Source organism: Acidobacteriota bacterium (assembly GCA_034211275.1).
In the GTDB taxonomy this organism is placed as follows: domain Bacteria; phylum Acidobacteriota; class Thermoanaerobaculia; order Multivoradales; family JAHZIX01; genus JAGQSE01.
The window spans coordinates 1-18,152 of sequence record JAXHTF010000138.1; the positions used below are offsets into that span (position 1 = coordinate 1).

Below are 18,152 nucleotides of genomic sequence, written 5' to 3' on the forward strand. Positions count from 1 at the left end.
CTTTGAAGGTAACCTGCAGCGGCTTGGCCTGCTGCCGGAGAGCTCGTCGTCCCTGCAACGATCGCGAGTGCTATCGCTGCAGCGAGTTGATTGCCAGCATTGATCGAATGCGCGATGACAGATGCGTGCATGTACTTGAGCATCTTCTCTTCATTCCCGCTGCGGCCTGCGGTAATGAGCTGCTGATAGTGATCCGCCTGCATCTGGGCACGATCCCGCTGCAACTCCGCCAGCTCGACCCCGCCCTTCGCCTCGTCCACGCGCAAGTCTTGGAGCCGTACTCTGGCTTTGGACAGCTGCACTTCCTGCCGCGCCTCGAGGCGGCGGAGACTCTCCATGTCCCGCTTCTCGAGGGCGCTCAAAAAGGCCGCCTCCATCTGGCCGGCACGGTCGGCGAGCTGCCGAGCCCGCTCGAGGAGGGCCTCGTAGCGGTAGGGGGTGGCCGGTGCGGCCGCGGTGCCGGACAGCACCAGCTGCCCCCCGGCGCCGATCACCGGCATGCCGCTGTCGGTATCCGTCGGCGCCGCGTAGAAGGGCACTTCACGCTCCATGCCGGCGATGTTGCGGCAGTGGCGGAGCTTGAAGAGCTGCAGATGGGCGTAAAGGCGCAGGGCCTGGGGCACGGGGTTGGGCGGGACCCAGAACGGGAAGACGAGATCCGGGGGCTGGGCGGAAGCCCCCATCCGGCGGTCGGCCATGGCGATGGCGGGCACAACGTCGACCTCCGGATTCCCCTGCATCACCTGCTCCAAGAGATGCTCGAAGCGCGCCTCGGCCTGCAGCCCCACCTCCTCCACCCCGAAGGCTAGCGCTTCCTGCGCCAACAGCCCCAGCGCGGCCTCGTCCTTCCGGTGTGAGCCCAGCCCCAGGATGTCCCTGGGATCCTTGGGCAGGTCCCGGTACCACCGGGCGACCTCCTCCTCGAGCTGCTGGGCGGCATCGACGAGAAGCTCTCGGGTCGCCTGGGTGGGAGCCTCCGGGAAGACCGAGAGCGCCTCCTTCCCCGCCGCCTCAAGGGCCTTGGGCCCCGGCGCTCGACCCAGCGTCGCGACGAGATCGTCCACGGCTCCTCGATATTGCGGATCCGGGGCGTGCTCTCGCAGCTTCTCCCGGATCGTCACCAGAATCTCGGCACATTCGTCCAGCCGCTGATCGAGCTCCGGGCGGGAGAGCAGCTCGAGGGCATCCTGGTAGAGAGCTCGAGCCCGGGGGAGACTCTCGGCGGTGTCGAGGGTGAATTCGGCATCGGCATAATCGAGCAGGCAGCGGACGATGGAGAGCAGAGTGAACCGGGAGTAGGTCAAACCCCAGGAGCGGGACGCCGCGATGGCGTGGGGATTGAGCGGGTCTTCCAGCCATTCTTGGCGCTTTTGATAGTTGAGCCCTCGATCATCGTTCTGCTCCTTCGCAGCTCCGAAGCCTTCTCCTCGAGGGCGGTGCTCTAGCCCCGGATACACGATCGCTTCCTTGGGCAGCGCCGTGAAGTCGTAGACGCGGCGGTACCAATCCAAAGCCGCCTGGAAGTGCCGACGGCGGTGGAGCTGGAGGGCGACGTAGATCGGGACTTGGAAAAAGACCTCCGCCGAAAACCTGGACCTGGCGGAAGCTCGGTGATGAATACCAACTAGCTGCTCCACCTCTTTCTTACCTCTACGAACAGACGCTCCAGCCAAGGAAGGCGTCAAAGGAAGCGAACCATCGGGCTCGAAGTCGCTTGAGAGCACCGAGCGATGAATCACCGGGGTCGCTCGCGAACCTCTTGAATCAGAGAGGCCCGGCCAAGCGGACGCTTGATAGGCGAAGGACCTCTTTCCTGCCGGGCAACAAGGAACCGCAACGAATTTCGCCATAGCCCAACCTTCGAAGTCGGCCTGAGCTCCCTCTCCGTTCTTCCAGCTTTCAAGGTCAACCGTGGTGACCCTGAAGGTCTCACCTCCGCCTTCGGCCACTATGTTGTGAAATATATCTAGTCCACCCGGGCCGTGCGATGGTGAGAGGGCGGCTTCCACAAGAGCGCAGTCACCTTCAATTAAAGGCTTTAGATTGCAGAGGAGAGTTCCCTCAAGCTTCCCGTCCTCACGAAATAGATTGCAATGAATACCCTTGCCCTTTGAATAGCCATGTGTCCTCTGGCGCCAGATGAGTAGGAAGCCTCCCCCATCGCGGGACATCACTGCCAAAAGCTCATCGACGAAAGCCATCTCATGGACGAGGCAAGCTGACCAGGTCGTATCTGCCCAGCCTCCCCCAGCAGAGTCGAAGGGACGCAGGTAAACGGTTCCACGGGGATATGAGACTTCACCAAAAGTATCGATAGTCGAAACTCTTACGGCTAACTCAGGCGGCTCACCTTCATCGGTTCGCTGCTTCACCACTGCCGTAATCTCCTCCACTCCCTCAGGCAACTCCAACGAATCATGAAGCACCCAGGCATCATCACTCCAACTGGCTTCTCGCAAATCGAAGGTGGTGAAGATCAGCTCTTGCTCTTCAACCCTGCGCTTGCGCAGGAAGAGATAGATATGCCGCTTCTCGGGCGTTCGCGCGTACACCACGGCCCCAACGACATCGATGACGTTCTCGAGGTTTGGCACTTCGTACCAGAAGCTCTGCTTGGAATCCGGATCGTCCGCTTCGTACCAGCACATATAGATGCGATTCGCTGGCGCCGGGCCGCGGGCGAAGACGTAGACCCGGTTCTCATCCCCGACGCGGGCGGAGACCGCCGTCTCCAGGGTGAGGTTGGAGATGTCGTGGACGTAGTCTTCGAATTCGATCACCGCCTCGAGGGCATCCTCCGGCGTCAGCCGACGATTCCGGCGTAGCTCTTGGATCAACTTCTCGAAGGCCGGGCTCTGCTCGCGGCGCAGCTCCGGCAGCAGGAGGTTCTCGGGATAGAGGTGAACGAAGGTCGCCGCCCGCCAGGTTTCGTAAGAGCCGATCCATTTCCACTGCTCATCGAAGCCCTCCGCTTCGAGGCTGAGGTCTTCGTGAGCCTGGCGTAGCCGGCCGTTGCGTAGCGAGAGCAGCAGGGTCTGCAGGCTGCTGATGGCCTGCGCGACCCGCGTCGTCTGCTGGCATCCCCCCGCCCGGCAGTCGAGGAGCAGGCGATCCGCCAGCAGCGCCCCCTTGGTTTCGAGGGTCAACCCTCTGTCGAGAGTCCCGACCTCCAGACCACTCCGGGAAACGAAGAGCGCTCCATCCGGGCAGGCCAAGACCAGGGCGTCGCGCAGCGGGGGCAGGGTGATCTCTTCGGTGGCGCTCACGGCGGCTGCCAGCGCGTCGGTCACCGTCTCCCACTGCTGGAGGCGGGCTTCCAGCCGATCCTGCCAGTCGCGCCGGGCGCGCCAGGTGGCCCGGAACGGGGGGAGCTCCCGCGGCCCCGGCGCTGGAACCTCCCAGAAGCTCGCTCGCGGCAGCCTGAAGTGCTCGGGGCCGAGCACGATCCCGCTCTCCCGCTCCTCCTGTCTCCATTGGGAGAAACCGCGGCGCTTCTTCACCTGGAGCAAGATCGAGACGACCTCATCCCACTCATCGGCTTTGAGCTCCGCCCCGGCGTCTACCAGCCGCCGCAGCTGCACCAGGCGCCGGAAGGCATCGGCGGACAGAGTCAGCTGTTCGAGGCGGGCGGAGAGGTCGCCGGCTCCCTCGAGTCCCTCGGCTAGCTCGGAAAATTCCTCGCTATCGACGCCGACGTACGCTCGGATCCACTGATCGAGGCGTGAGCTCTTGCTCGACTCTCCTTGTAGGACGGTCCGGTGGTACTCCAGATCCTCGTCCAGAGCCTGCTTGCGCGAAGACCAGATCCGCGCGGCGGCGTCGGAGGAGCTGTTGGGATGCAGCAGGTCGGCGGTGTCGATGAGATCCGGGTCGATCACCGGGGGCTCGCAGCGCCGCAGGAACGCCTGCTGCCAACGGCGGCGGTCCTCCCGGCTCCCCCGCCACGGCGGCAGGCAGGCTTTTCTCAGGGTCCAATAGGGCTTTGCCCCCTCCTGCCCGGCCCAACCCGCGCGATGCTTCCAGACCCGTAGGAGCAGCGCCTCGGCCCGGTCCTTGTCTTCGGGCAGCAGATCTCTCTCTTCTTTGAGACCGGACAGGTAAGCATACTCTTCCCGGGTCAGGCCGGAAGCTTCGAGAAACCCTTCGTACTCACTCTCGCGCCAGTATTCGAAGAAGATTTCCGGAAGCTCCATCTCGAGCAGGTCGGGCCAGCTCAGCCCCTCGTGCGCTTGCGCCCGGGCATCGAGGGCGGCGCGGCGGGCGGCCCAAAGCTCCCGCGCCGTTCGGCCTACCGCCGAACCCGGAAGATCGGCCTCATCGATGAAAGTCGGATCGACCCAAGCCTGCCCCGGGGGCATCACCGGCGGCCACTCCCCCGGCCGGGGCTCGCGCAGGGAGATCCAGAACCGGCGCCCGCTCATCAAGGCCTCCCCGGGCTGCCCGCCGAGGCTCTCCTGCCGGCACCAGAGCCGGAAGGCGCAACGCTTGCGGACCTGCACCAGGATGGAATCGAGCTCCCGCCAGGTCTCCGCGCTCAGGGCCGACTCCCCGGAGCCGGCGCCCGCCGCTGCCAGCTGGCGAATCTCCATCATGCGGAGGAATGCCTCCGGGGGCAGATGGTAGAGGCTCCACAGCATGGCCGCCGCGTCTTCGGCGTCTTGACGGTTGCTGCCGGTCAACTTGCTCTTGAGGTTCAGCAGGAGGGTCTCTTCGCGGCTCGGAATGGCCTCAGCGCCCTCACCGCCCTCACCGCCCTCGCCGCCGGACCAGGTGTCGAGAAGCTCCATCTGTTGGAGAAACGCCTCGACGGGGAGCCCCTCAGACACGCCGAGGATGGCTCCAGCCTCGATAGACGCCTTGGCCGAGGGAGGCTCCAGCAGATTCCTGCGGAGGTTCTGCAGCGACTCGAAGGTCGGCCAGGCCGGAGGAAGCTCCTCCTCCCTATATCGATAGCTCTCTCCCATCCGTTCCCAACGAGCCACGAGGGACGGGCATTGGGCCATCTCCTCGAGCTGCTCGTCGACCCACCGGCGCCGCTGGAGCCAGAGCGAGAACGCTGGGGAGCGTTCGGAAGGCTCGCGGATGTCGTCCGGACCCAACAGGTCGGGATCGATCACCGGCAGCTGGTCCTCCTGGCCTTCGCGATAGGCGTCGGTGGGCCAGTCTTGCTCCCGCCAGCGACTCTGCAAGCCCTCGCGCTGCCAGGCCGCGAAGCGGGGGAGCGAGTCCGCAGAGATCGAGAAGCTGGCGGGAAGGTCGGGCTCCCGGAAGCCGAAGAGCTCCTCCAGGGCGGCGCCGGCGCCTTCGGCGTGGGGGTCGATCAACAGGCCGGGCAGGCGGTCGGCCTCGATGCCCAAGCGGCCTGCCAGCCGTTGGGTCTCCTCCGGGCTCAGGCTCCGGCTGAGCCGTAGCTCCTGATAGGAGGTGCCGATCTGGACGAGGAGCGCCTCGTAGGCCTGGAGACGGGCGGCATCCACGGCCCTGGCCACCGCCTCACCCGCCGTCTCCCCCAGGCCTGCGGGGAGGGCCTTCTTGTGCACGGAACGCAGGTACTCGCGCAGAACCTCGATACACAGGCGCACCTGGCGCACCGGCTTCTCCACTTCCTCGCAGGAGACCGGCAGCCGATCCAGCGGCTGATGGAAGCGTGCGACGAGGTCGTCCAGCTTGAGCTTGGCGCCGTTCTTCCGGACGTGCTGCAGGGCGTATTGCAGCAGCTCCGTCAGGTAGGCCAGCGGGCTCACCGCCGAGTCGCAATCTCGTCCTTGGCAAGTCTTCTCTTCGGCGAGAAGCTCGTCGAGCAGGCTCTCCCGGCCGTTGGCGACCTCGGCACGCTGCCAGGTGACGAGGTTCTGAAGGTACCTCTGCTGCGCCGACGCCTTCACATGAAGGGCGGCGGCCTGCGCCGTGCTCAGCCCCTCGGTACCCTCCTCGCCCGGCTCTTCAAGGGCCATGTCATCGAGGAAGCGGTCCCGCGGGGTGCGAGCGATGGCCGAGATTCCATCGTAGCCTTTGCCCACGAGGCGAGCGTTGAGCTCGAGATCCGGCGACAGAACGCTGAGCCGGGCATGGGCCATCAGGGCCCGCAACGCCGGATCATCGGGAGCGCCTTCCAGCCCCTCGAGCCCCCCACTTCGACGCAGATCCTCCAAAGTCCTGAGGCCGCGAGCCTCGAGGTAGGCGGCCAGGCGGCGGGAGAAGGTGAGACCTGTCGCCGCCTGGAAGTCGGCGTCGAGGAGCCGCTCTCCCCGTCGAGGAGGCGACGAACCCGGCTGTCGAGACCCTGCATCTTCCCCACCCCGCGGGCGAAGGCGCACCTCCACCTCGACCGTCTGGCCGGGGACCACCTCGACGAGCACCGTCTCCGAGTGATACTTCGTAGGCTCAATACGAACCTTGTACCTGCCATCCGGACGCCCGGCCAGCCCACCCACCGTCACCGGCTCGCCCTCGAGCTCCACCTCGACATCCCGGCTGCGGCTTCTCGCCCTCGTGTGCTCGAGGAGGATCTTCACCCGATCGTGAATCGGCTGGCCGGATGGGTCGTCTAGGAGAAGGAAACGGACACTCCCGCAGCTTTTCTTCGTCTTTCCGGTCGTCATCTCAGACGTTCCTCTTCAGTGCGTAAGGATCACTTCAGTGGGACTCTCGGCGCTCGCGGCAGAAGGTTGATTCTCGGTGTGCCTAACCGTCTCAACCCGCCGGTCACTGGATGCCAGAGAGGGCGAGGGGGATTGGGAAGTCCCCTGTTCTCAGTGGGCCGAGGGATCGGCTCCCGCCCTATAGCTTGGCAAGTGCTTCGATAAATACTCTCATTCATTTCATAGCGTTTATTCTCCAGATACCCTCCATAGATGCTGGGACCACCAAAGCGACGTATCCAGTCTTCTTCAACGACCCTTGCCAGAGAGCCTTTTACTGTTGCAAGGACTAGGAATGAGTAGCCGGAGCCATGCTCAGCCTGCCTAACATTGAACCTGCCAAACCCAAGGTCTGTCCCAGACCTGCCTACATAGAAGTACCCTGCGCTTAAATCGATTCTCAAGTATACAATGCTATTCCCTCGGCTCTCCGCCTGGGCGACCGAAGCATCCAGCTCTTTGGATGATAAAAATTGTCCACTAGGCGGTATTGACGGAGAACTTACCGATGGAGTGACTTTAGACGCTCCCCAAGCACTCTTCATGGCTTTCTTCAACTCAAGATCGTAAAGAAAACCCTCCTCTGAGTCCTCCCTGGGTAAGCGCCCTTCCATAACTGCACGATCACGAGGTGTCGGGGCGAGACCTGGCCCATCCCATCGCCTCAAGGTTGGCCCAGGAACCTGACCTGGAACGAACGATAGGATCCCTTGGCCCTGCGGGCCAGTATTCAGAATCGCCTCTCGATCTTTCCGACCATCCGGATCGACAAACCTCAAAGGGTTATTAACAGCGTATCTATAGCCAGCACTGCCGCTCGAAGAACCTTCCGGATCATTAGAGAACCATCTCGCCAACCATGGGGCGTAATATCTCGCTCCGTAATAGCAGAATCCGCTCTCCTCATCCCGCTCCTTCCCACTAAACCGAAACCTCTTCCCCACGAACCCCCCGAAGCTCGTCTCCCCGTAGGGCGTATATTCCTCGCGAACCACCCCTCCACCGGGTCCCGCCACCGTGACGTGGCTGTTCCCGAGGTGATCTCCGAGGTGGTATTGCACCGGTTCCGACGGATCGCCGGAAAAAGGAGGCCCCACGCGCCGGACGGCGATGCGTTGGTGGCCGTCCAGCACGTGGAGGGTGTCGTTTTCGGTGATGGAGCCCCCGCTTACCTTTCGGTGATGCTCGAAGAGGCCGTCGACGTAGACGGTGGACCGGTGACCGCCGGAGGAGGTGCGCACCAGCTTCTTCACCCGTTCCCCGGAACCGTCGTAGAGGTAGTGGGCGTGGACGGAGGGCTCGGCGCCCTGCATCTGGTTGCGGAAGGCGCGCAGGCGGTCACTGTGATCCCACTCGAAGTGACGGCTCAGGCCCTCGCGAGTCAAATTGCCGTTGGCGTCGTAGGCGTAGGAGTAGGTCTCGCCGTCCACCTTGAGGCTCTGCAAGCGGTTGAGCCCGGGCTGCAGCGTGAAGCTGCGCACCACCGAGCCATGCTTGAGCCGGGTCAAGTTCCCCGCCCCGTCGTAAGTGTAGGACTCCGTGTAGAGCCGCGCCCTGGTGAGGTCGGTGCCGGGGGATCGATCGGTCCACGGCGGCGGCGGGGGCGGGGGCGGCGCGGCGTGCTCGCGGCCGGTGGCCCGTAGCAGGCGATCCAGAGAATCGTATTCGAAGCGGCGCAGCAGGGCATCGCCCTGAACCAGCCGACGGGCGAGCTCCGGATCGTGCCCCTGGACCTCGAGGCTCTGGGGATTGTCGAGAACGCCGCACCGGGGAGCCCGGTCCTGGATCTCCAACAGGTTGCCCCCGAGGTCGTATCGATAGGCCAGGTCCTGAAACAGTGTCGCCGGATCGCTCTGCGACCCCGAGGGAACGTACGCCGCGTCGCCCTCGCTCTGTAGCCGCTCGGAGCGCAGCCGAACAAGGCGGAAGGTCTCGGGGTCGTAGGCGTAGCGGGTCATCACGCCGTTGCCGTAGACCAGGAGAATCCGCTGGCCCCGGGCGTTGTAGGCGATGCGTTCCACGAAGGGCTCCCCCGCCAGCGAAAGCGCCTCCAGAGCTCCGGCGCGGTTGTATCGGGGTTCGAGGCGCTTGCGCTCGCCGTCGGCGTCCAGGGGATAGAGGGTGGTCGTGACGCGATCGAGGGCGTCATAGGTGCTCGACAGCCGATGCTCGGCGGGATCCAGCAAACGCCGGGCGCGCTCTTCCAGCGACTCACCGGGCCGAGGTTGCCAGTGAACCCGCAGAGCGTCGGTTCGCCCGCCGGGCTCCGTCGTGGCCGACGGGTACACGGCGAGGATCGCCTCGTCGGAGAGGACCTGGCGAGTCTTCTCGACCACGTTGCCCTTGAAATCGTAGGCCTCGAAGGTGAGGCGACCCGCTTCGTCGTAGTGCTGGTAGAGGCGACCGAGGAGGTTGAGCTCGGCGGGGGACCGCTGCGGCTCCGCCTGCGGGTCGTCGCCGTAGATCAAGACTTCCCGCAGAGTGATCTCTCGCGCCCCGGAGTCCCGGGCCCACAGCCGCACCGGCCGCTGGAGGGCGTCGTAGGAACGCAGAATCAGAGCGCCGCGCGGGTCGCGGCGCTCGATCTCGTTCCCTGCGGCATCAAATATCGACCACCGCACGCCGGCATCGAGACTCTCGGTGCACAGCTTGCGCCCGGCCAGGTCGTAGAGGTAGCGGAAGACGATGTGACCGAGGGCGTCCTGGACCTCGACGGGATGGCCCTGGAGGTTGTAGGTGGTGACCGTCGACAACTCCTGGACCGTGACCGCCGCCCCCGCTTCAGGCTTGGAGGTGAGACGTTCGATGGTTTCCACCGGGCGTCCCAGGGCGTCCAGCGTCGTGCTGCGGGGAGTGTTCCAGCTGTGGCGAAACTCCAGCGCCCCATCACCGTGGGTACGGCCGCCGTTGTCGTTGGCGTCGTAGGCGAAGACCTCCCAAGGGGACGGCCGGAAGAGCGCTGGATCGGTGAGGTCCGGGGGCCTACCGTAGACCACCCGCTCCTCCGAGCCCTGCGGATTCACCGTCCGGATCACCCGGCCCAGCGGGTCGTACTCCATGACCACGCTGGCCCCCGGGGTCTCCTCCCCCAGCGGCTGATATTCCCAGCCGTGATCGAAGAACGGCTCGTACTTCCGAACCACCCGCCCTTTGTTGTCGTAGATCTGCCAGCCGCTGACGAGGACGTTGTCGGATTCCCCTGGTCCCCGCCGGCGTCCGGACAGCGTCCGCCGGCAAGCTTCGTTCCCACCGTCAACCGGCGGGAGCGAGCCCTGCCCCAACGGCCCCTCACCGAAGAGCACGTCCTCGGCCTGGGTGCGAGCCTGCAAAGGGCGCCCGAAGCCGTCGGAGTATTCGACGGTGGTGAGGGTGCGCTGCCGATCCTCCCCGGAGACGCCCTCGTCGTGGTGATGATGCTCCCGCCGCACCGTGGTTACGGAAATAGGCCGGCCAACCGGCGAGAAGGCACTGAGGTCGTAACGCAGCACGGTGCTCGGGTGATCGCCATCCCCCACCGCCTCACCCTCCTTGCCCTGCACCGCGATGGAGCTCAGCAGGCCGAGGGGGGTGAAACCGAACACCTTGCGGTTGCCGTTGGGGTCGGTGACCTGCCGCGGCTGAAGCACCCGATAGTCATAGTCGGCCTCGGTGCGCAATCCCGCCGCATCGACGACGACCACCGGTAGGAGATCGTAGGAATCGTAGGAGATCCGTGTTGCCGTGGTGGGCGCCACGGCGCCGGCAGCCTCGCCGGCGAGAGGATCGAGGTGTGCGGTCACCAGCCCGCGGCCCGGACCGTCGGCGGCCGCCTGCACGTCGTAGCACCGCCGTTCGGTGCGGGCGAAGCAGCCCGCGAGGCAGCCGTCGTCTTCCGAATGGACCACGTAGCCTGCGGCCCTCGGCAATCGGGCTCGGAACTCCGTCGGGTAGTCCACGGACCAGGCGATCTCGTCGGGACTCGCTTCACCGGCAAACAGATAGGGCGCGAGCCCCTCGAAACCCGCAGCCTCCCCGACTCGCCGCAGCATCCCCTCGGCGAGGACCAGCTCCTCGGTGCGCACCAGGGCGCCCCACCTCCCGACCCTTCCCAGAGGGAGACCGTGGAAGGGCTCGCCGTCGTAGAAGTTGAGAGTCTGGGCCAAAGGCCGAAGCCCCTCTTGGAGTCGGCCTCGCTCGACGATTTCTTCCAGCGAGAACCCGCCTTCGTCGACGATGTCGAAGCGCGTCGTCATCGATATCCGGTCCCGTATGTGCCTCTCCAATGCCGCAGCCGGCGAGCCCTCGGCAGGCTCTGCATAGCGAGTCAGCGTGCAGGTCGCGAGGTACCGTCCCGCGGGGCGATCCCCCGGGCGGCGCCAGCCCCTCGGACAAGCGATCTCGAGGACCCTCCGGGGCTGGCCGAAGGGATCGTAATCCGCGGTGAGGGTGAAGCGGGTGGCGGGATCCTCCCCGCGCTCCCACCGCGTCTCCCTCTCTTCCAGGACATGGGGAAAGAAGACGCGCCGGCGACCCGGGTCACCGGCCTGAGGCGGGACCTCTTCGCGCACTCCGTAGAGATGCTCGGTGACCGTATAGGGCCGATCCTCCAGCTCGCCGCCGTCCAGGGCGTAGAGCTCGCTACGCAAGATGCGGCCGCGCAGGCTGCGCAGGGCGTCGCGCCGGGTGGGCGGAGGGAGGGACCGCAGCGCCCGCTCCTGATTCGGCGGCCGAGAGAGGAGCTTCGGATCCTCGCTCCAATATTCGGTGGTGAAATCCTGCTCCGTCCATCCGCCGGCCTCTCCCGCGACGGCCCCTTGATGGAACCAGGTGCGGGTTTCCACCGGCGGCGAGAAGCGCTCGGTGGGGACGGTCTGGAAGCCCCCTCCGGGATGAAGACCGGAGGTACCGTAGCGCTCGAATTCCTCCGAATCCCGCTGGTCTACCCGCCCGAACCCGCGGAACTCGCGCTCCTCGCCGTCCCAATAGCCGTGGTGATAGCTGTACTCCGTGGTGAGCTTGCCGCCGGACAGCTGATCGGCGGCCTCCACCCGCGCCACCACCTGGACGGGGAACGGCAGCGGTGTTCGCCAGGCCAAGCCCCGCTCCTGATCGGCGAGGTAGCTTCGCGTCGAGGGTTGGTACTCCACCCGGGTCACCGCCCCCGAGTGGTTGTTCATCGCGGTGAGCAAGTAGGGCTTGACCCCGCCGGTGAAGTCGAGGAAGTACGAGCGGCCCCGAAGCTCGAGGCCCGCTTCACGACTCCACAGAATCCCGGCGATGCCGGTGCCCAGCAGGTCGATCAGGCGCACGGAGTCACGGTCCGACACCGGCGGCGTGCCCCGGATCTCGATGGGCTCACTCCAACCCAAACCCCCTCGGTTGATCCACAGAGTGACCCGAGTGTCGGAGACGTAGACCAGGTCGGCCAGGCCGTCCCCGTCCACGTCCCCCAGCAGGATGCGGGCGGGGTCGTAGCCTGCGGGGAAACGGGGGCTCTTCTGCATCGACACCCGCGGCGCCCAGTCGCCGCGCCCGAGACTCGGCCAGACCTCGACGCTGCCGTCGTGGATCAGGACGATGTCCTGCAGGCCGTCCCCCGTCATGTCGGCCCAGCGCACCCGGGGGTCGGAGAAAGAGAGGTTGGGAAATTCCTCGAGCCGCCGCCGCTCGACCCGGCGGGTGGCGTGCCAGCCGCGCTCCGGGTCGTTGAAGTAGCACTCCAGGCTCGAGCCCGAGCGCACAGCATCCGTCACACCGTCGCCGTCGAGGTCCACCAGCCGCACTTCCGGATCCTCCAGGCTGAACGTGGGGGCGGTGCGGTAGCGTCGAAACGAGCGCCGATCCCAAGTGCCGCTAGAAGCCAGAGGGTAGTAACCGGCCCGCTCCCCCGTCGCCACCAGCAGGTCCGCGCGACCATCCCCGTCGGCGTCGATGATGCGGATCCCCGGCTGAGCGAAGCTCAGGCCCGCGGGAGCGTCGCGCATCGGCCGCGGGAAATCGAAGCGGCCGCCCCCCAGATTGCGCCAATAGCGCACGGTGGGCCCCATCTCCAGGAAGTCGGGCAGGCCATTGCCGAAGAGATCCACCAGCTCCAGGTGCGGATCGGCGAGGGAGCGAGCGGGCAACTCGGCGCTGGCGAGAGTTAGGAACTCTCGGGCCTGTGGCTCGAAGCGGGAATAGCCGAATTCCAGCGGCGGCAGCGCCTCGCTGAGATCGCCGTCGTGGCCGGTGACGGCGATCCGGCTCAGGAGCGAGGTGCCGTTGGCGGGCAGACGGTCCGCCGAAACCTCGGTCTCGTCGAGGTAAGTCAGGCCGTAGGTGCGGACGTGGCGTTCGGACTCGGCGTGGGTGCGGACCTCGATGGCGCGGCAGCGCCACCGGGTTCGAAGCTCGAAACCGGGGCGGCGATCAGAGAGAGGATCCGGGCGCTCGTGGTCGTAGTCGAAGGTGACGGAAACCAGGTAGCGCTCCTCCGAGGCAGCCCCGTAGTCCACGTAGCGGATGCGCCGCAGGTAGAGCTGATCCCAAAGCCGATCCCCCTCGCCGGAGTCCCGCTCATACTCATAGACGATGCGATTGCCGAAGGGATCCACCGTTCGCGTCAGGCGCCAGGCGAAGATCCTCTCCGGGTCCGTCGGATCGGTCACGACGCCGGGATCCCTACCGTGGCCTTCCCCCTCCCCCGTGGGTGGCTCGGTGCCGTAGTCGCTGATCAACCCATCCTTGCTCCGTACCCGCCAGAAGTCGCTTCCAGGCTTCCGGTGGTGCTCGACTCGGGCGAATAGCCCCTCGGTCCGTGGCCGGTAGGTAGCCACCCCTCCGGCACGCCCCACCTCCACCAGATCCTCTGCCCCGGACAGTAGGAAGACATCACGCTGGTCGTCGTAGCGAGGTACCCCTTTCGAAGTCTTACGGCGGATGCCGGGAAGACTCAGCCTCCAGCCGAGGCCGAAGGGTCCCTGACCGTGGCCTGAGCTGTAGGTGAGACTGAGCTGCGGCTGGAATCCGTTGCGCCCCGCCGGCAACGTGATCGGCACCGAGAGGTTGCCGGTACCGGTAAAGAGGTCCGGAGAGAATTTCTCACCGATGCCCTGGAGCGCACCACCGCCCTGCGGGAGGGCGATCAGTTCGGCGGGCGACTCTCGTTGGAGACTCACAGGGCTCCTCGCGGGGCGTAGGGAATCTGTCGATAGAACTCCTAATAATTAGTATTCGTCGCAATGCATCGACTCTCAATACCCTTTCTAGGGGGCCTTTCTGGGGGCAAGGCCACCTCCAGGGGCGGTTCCCTCGGTACTTCGGGTCCAAGAGCCTGCTGAAAGAGTCAGCCAACGGTAAGTGCTGCAGCAGGCTTGTAGTTCGCTGGTCTGCTCCACAGCCCATGGTGAAAGTCGGTCGCCGGCGAGACTCCCTTCGAGCCCCCTCCGAAACCCGAGCGATCTCCCGCCGGCTGCGCTGAAACCCACTCCCCTCCTCCGGTACACTCCCCCCATGCGACGCAAACGCCCGTCCCGTCTCGTCTACTCTTCCGAATCGATGGTCTGTGCCAAGTGTGGATGGCCGGCCAAGGAGTGTAAGTGCTCCGACAATCTGGGCGAGCCAGTGCCGGAGAAGGTCGTCGCCAAGCTGCGCATCGAGAAGTCCGGACGCGGCGGCAAGACCGTCACGGTGATCTATGGCCTGCCGCGCAATGAGTCCATGCTCAAGGCCCTGGCGAAGGAGCTCAAGAAGGCCTGCGGCAGCGGCGGCAAGGCTGGAGACGGGCAGGTCGAGATCCAGGGAGACCAGCGCGACCAGATCCGCCAGCTGCTCCAGGATCGCGGCTGGATTGTCAAAGGCTAAACATCACCTTCCCTCCCGCTTCGGCTCGGATCTAGAAGCACCGAGCCCTGCCTATCCCCGGGTCCAACGAATCGACCTCTCCGACCCTCGGAGTGGGCGCCCGGCCTTGGAGCAGCCCTCGTCCGGCCCTGAGGAGGGGGGCAAAACGAGCTGTTCGGCACTCCTTTTATAACGAATGCACTCTTTAATCGTCTTCCAGGCCGCATCCCGACGGGGTGCGGCCCTTCGACGCATGGAGAGAGCTCGGGCCCTCGTCGGGAGGGCTGGACTTGGCCGGCGGTGGCTGGCCGGAATGTTCTAGAAGGAGACTGGAAATGTCGTGGAAATCAAGCACCGTGAGAGCCTTGCTCTGTACCGGATTGTTGATCGTCGGCTTGGGAGCTCCTGGCCTCGGGGTCGAGGCCCAGCCCGGAGTTCCCGGAGTCGATTCCTCCCTACCCTTCGAGGTAGACCCCATCGCTACGGCGCAGCAGGGGCCGGAGCCGGTGGGTGAAGAGATCGCTCTGACCATCGAATCGCCGGCGCGGCTGGGTACCGGCACCGCTTCGACGGCGCCGGTGTGGAAGTACGAGCTCACCGACCCGGGAGCCTCGTACATTGCGCCGCACTTTGCATCGATGAATCTGCCGGAGGGCGCCGAGCTCGTTCTGCGCTCTCCCGACGGCAGCCGTAGCTGGACGTATACCGGTGCCGGCAAAATCGTCCCCGGCGCCAGCGGCTTCTGGGGTCTGCACATCCCCGGCGAGACCGCGGTGCTGGAGCTCTTCTCGGCCAAGCCGGTGCCCCAGGGCGCGGTCCTCCTCGACAGCTATGCCCGCGGCTTCCCCGACTCTTTCCCCCCTAGCGAGCCGGAAGCCCTGTGCGGCCCCGACGATTCCCAGTGGGCCAAGTGCTACGGCGGCACCATGTACAACAAATCGAGAGCGGTGGCGCGGCTGCTGATCAACGGCGTTAGCGCCTGCACCGGCTGGCTGGTGGGGCCCAACGGTCATCTGATGACCAACGAGCATTGCATCGGCAGCGCCTCCGCCGCCGCCAACACCAACTATGAGTTCATGGCCGAGGGCTCCAGCTGCTCTACCAGCTGCGCCTCGTGGTTCGCTTGCCCGGGCACCGTGGTGGCGACCTCGGCGTCGCTGGTCAAGCTCAACACCAGCCTGGACTACGCCCTGGTGCAGCTGCCCACCAATCCCACGGGCACCTACGGCTACTTCCAGCTCGACGCCTGCGGAGCCAGCGTTGGCGACGAGATCTACATTCCCCAACACCCCGCGGCCTGGGGCAAGCGCATCGCCCGAGCGTCGAGCCACTCGCTGGACAGCGGCACCTGCCGCGTGCGCAGCCTCACCGAGACGGCCTGCTCCGGCGGCCCCGGGGACGTCGGTTATTACTGCGACACCCAGGGCGGCTCTTCCGGCTCACCGGTGGTGCGGCACTCCGATCACTACGTCATCGCCCTGCACCACTGCCGCGGCAACCCCACCTGCACCAGCACCGGCGGTCAGGAGAATCGCGGCGTGCCCATCGACGCCATCATCTCCGACCTTGGCGGGCTGCTGCCGTCGGGCGCGGTGGTCAACACCTGCGCCGCCAACCTCAACCTCACCGGCACGCCCTACTACCAGGTACCCTTCGGCGTCGGCCTGAGCGCCAACTGGAGCTCCATCCCCGGCGCCGCCTCGTACCGCGTGACCCATTTCCGCCAGGACGCCTGCGGCTCCGCCAGCGTCACCATCACCACCACCGGAAACTCCTCGGGCTCGGGCGCCCACAACAACTGTGGCGCCCCGGACTCGTGCTACTACCGGGAGGCGACGGTGGAGGCGCTGGATAGCGGCGGCAATGTGATCACCAGCGAGACCGTTTCCCTCTGCGAGGTCGGCCCGCCACCGCCCCTCAACCTCACCGCCACGGCGTATTTCCAGTCCGGCTATCGGGTCGGCCTGAGCGGCAGTTGGAGCGCGGTGCAGGGAGCGGCGAATTATCGGGTGACCCACTTCCGCCAAGACGCCTGCGGCTCCGCCAGCGTCACCTCCACCACCACCGGCACCAGCTCCTCCTCCGGCGCCCACGCCAACTGCGGGGCCCCCACCCAGTGCTACTACAAACGCATCACGGTGGAAGCCATCAGCGCCCAGGGCACCTCCTTCATCACCGAGAGCGCAGATCTGTGTGAGATCGGCAATCCGTGAGGTCTGAGGTCCGATAGAGAAACCTGAGTAGAAGACGGAGCGGCCCGCCGCCTTTCGGGGTGGCGGGCCGCTGTGTGTGTGCCATCCCTGCTCCGGCTGCTCCGGATCGCCCTGAGCAAGCCCTCGGCCCCTCAGCCGCCTCCACCGCAGCCCTCGCTCACCTCGACGACTTCGCGGCTCCCTCCTCCGGGGTCTCGCCGCTCTTCCCCTCTCGTTTCTGGCGCCGAGAGTTGATCTCGGCGAGGACGACGGCGGTGGCGGCCAAAGCGCTGAGAACGAGGACTACAACCATTCCTGCATCGAAAACCATAGCTTCTCCCTCTCCTGGGATCCCAGGAGTCAAAAATTCGTCGAACCTTCAGCGAACGGTCAGACGATGGGAGAAGGAGGTCCCCGTTGGGAGCTGGGTTGTTGGCTGAGGAACCGAGGGCGCATCCCCTTCGGTATCGCGCCGCCGCGGGCGACGGTCTGCAGGGGAGGTGCAAAGCTGACGAAGAGGCCCGATACCTGGGCATCGAGCTCCGAGGAGGGTGAGGAGTGAGGGCGAGATTCGAGTGGATCGACACCCACCGAGCCACCGGCAGCCCAGACGTGATGAGATCCACTCAGGCCGCCAGCGCCCTGATCGGCTGCCGGTAGCAGGCCCAAGGAAAACCCACCGGCGAGGAGCGCCCAAAGGGCAACGGCGACTGAGATCCCTCGCATCATAGGAACAAGCTAGCACTCTCGCGGTCCGAGAACCAGCAGAATCTGGAACCGTCGGGGGCGATGCCGTCCCGCAGGGGCTGAAGGCCGGCTTGCTCCCCAACCGCCGGGACGCGTATTCTCAAAGAGCCCAGCACCACTCCTCGGAAGCGATCCTGAGAGCAACAATGAAGAAAGTCTGCATCATCGGAGCCTCCGGCAAGCTTGGGCAGTACATGGTGCAGCATGCGCTGGATCGCGGGTACGACGTGGTCGGGGTGTGTCGGGAGCAGAGCGTGGGCAAGCTCGACCGGTTCCAGGGTCGCATCACTCTCGTTCCCGGCCGAACCGATGACCGCGCGGTGATCCAGCGAGCCGTGGCGGGGTGTGATGGGGTGTTGACGGTTCTGGTTCCCTGGGGAGTGGAACACTACGCCACCGGCACCGCTCGAGCAGTGCTGGATTTCGCTCCACCGCGAGCACGGCTGATCTTCTCCTGCGGCTGGCACATCACCCGGGACGGGCAGGATGTCTACTCGTGGAAGCTCAAGACTTTCGTGAGGATCTTCGGCTTCCTCGCCCGACTCTTCCGTTTCGCGGACCTCGACGATCAGGTGGAAGCGTGCCGGCGGATCTTTGCCAGCGACACACTGTGGACGGTGGTTCGGGGTAGCGACCTGGAAGAGGGAGAGAGCCAGGGTCTGCCGGTGTGGAGCCGGCATGTGGGTGATCCGATTCTGGAGAGCAATCTCACCCGACGGGTGGATTTCGCCCTTTTCATGGTCGCCGCCTTGGAGAACGACGAGCTCATCCG

At 65.7% G+C, this 18,152-nt stretch carries 5 protein-coding genes; 3 read left to right on the forward strand and 2 right to left on the reverse strand.

Annotated features, from left to right (window positions below; all coding sequences use genetic code 11):
* Together SX243_18290 and SX243_18295 are read right to left on the reverse strand one after the other, a co-directional pair.
* A partial coding sequence (locus tag SX243_18290) for a neuraminidase-like domain-containing protein (GenBank protein MDY7094927.1) occupies positions 1-6,515 on the reverse strand: 6,515 nt, incomplete at its 3' end.
* 116 nt (positions 6,516-6,631) lie between these two features.
* Positions 6,632-13,777 (reverse strand): SpvB/TcaC N-terminal domain-containing protein, encoded by a 7,146-nt coding sequence (locus SX243_18295; GenBank protein ID MDY7094928.1) that lies wholly within the window; start codon positions 13,775-13,777, stop codon positions 6,632-6,634.
* Between the two features lie 334 nt (positions 13,778-14,111).
* Between SX243_18295 and SX243_18300 the strand changes: the two genes are divergently transcribed.
* From SX243_18300 to SX243_18310, 3 genes are all read left to right on the forward strand, one after another.
* The gene (locus SX243_18300; GenBank protein ID MDY7094929.1) at positions 14,112-14,462 is read left to right on the forward strand and encodes a stress response translation initiation inhibitor YciH; all 351 of its coding nucleotides are present in this window, start codon (positions 14,112-14,114) and stop codon (positions 14,460-14,462) included.
* Positions 14,463-14,776: 314 nt separating this feature from the next.
* Positions 14,777-16,654: a serine protease gene (locus tag SX243_18305; GenBank protein ID MDY7094930.1), complete on the forward strand. Its 1,878-nt coding sequence runs from the start codon at positions 14,777-14,779 to the stop codon at positions 16,652-16,654.
* Between the two features lie 872 nt (positions 16,655-17,526).
* Positions 17,527-18,152, forward strand: a 626-nt coding sequence (locus SX243_18310; protein ID MDY7094931.1) for an NAD(P)H-binding protein, incomplete at its 3' end; no start/stop codon positions are given.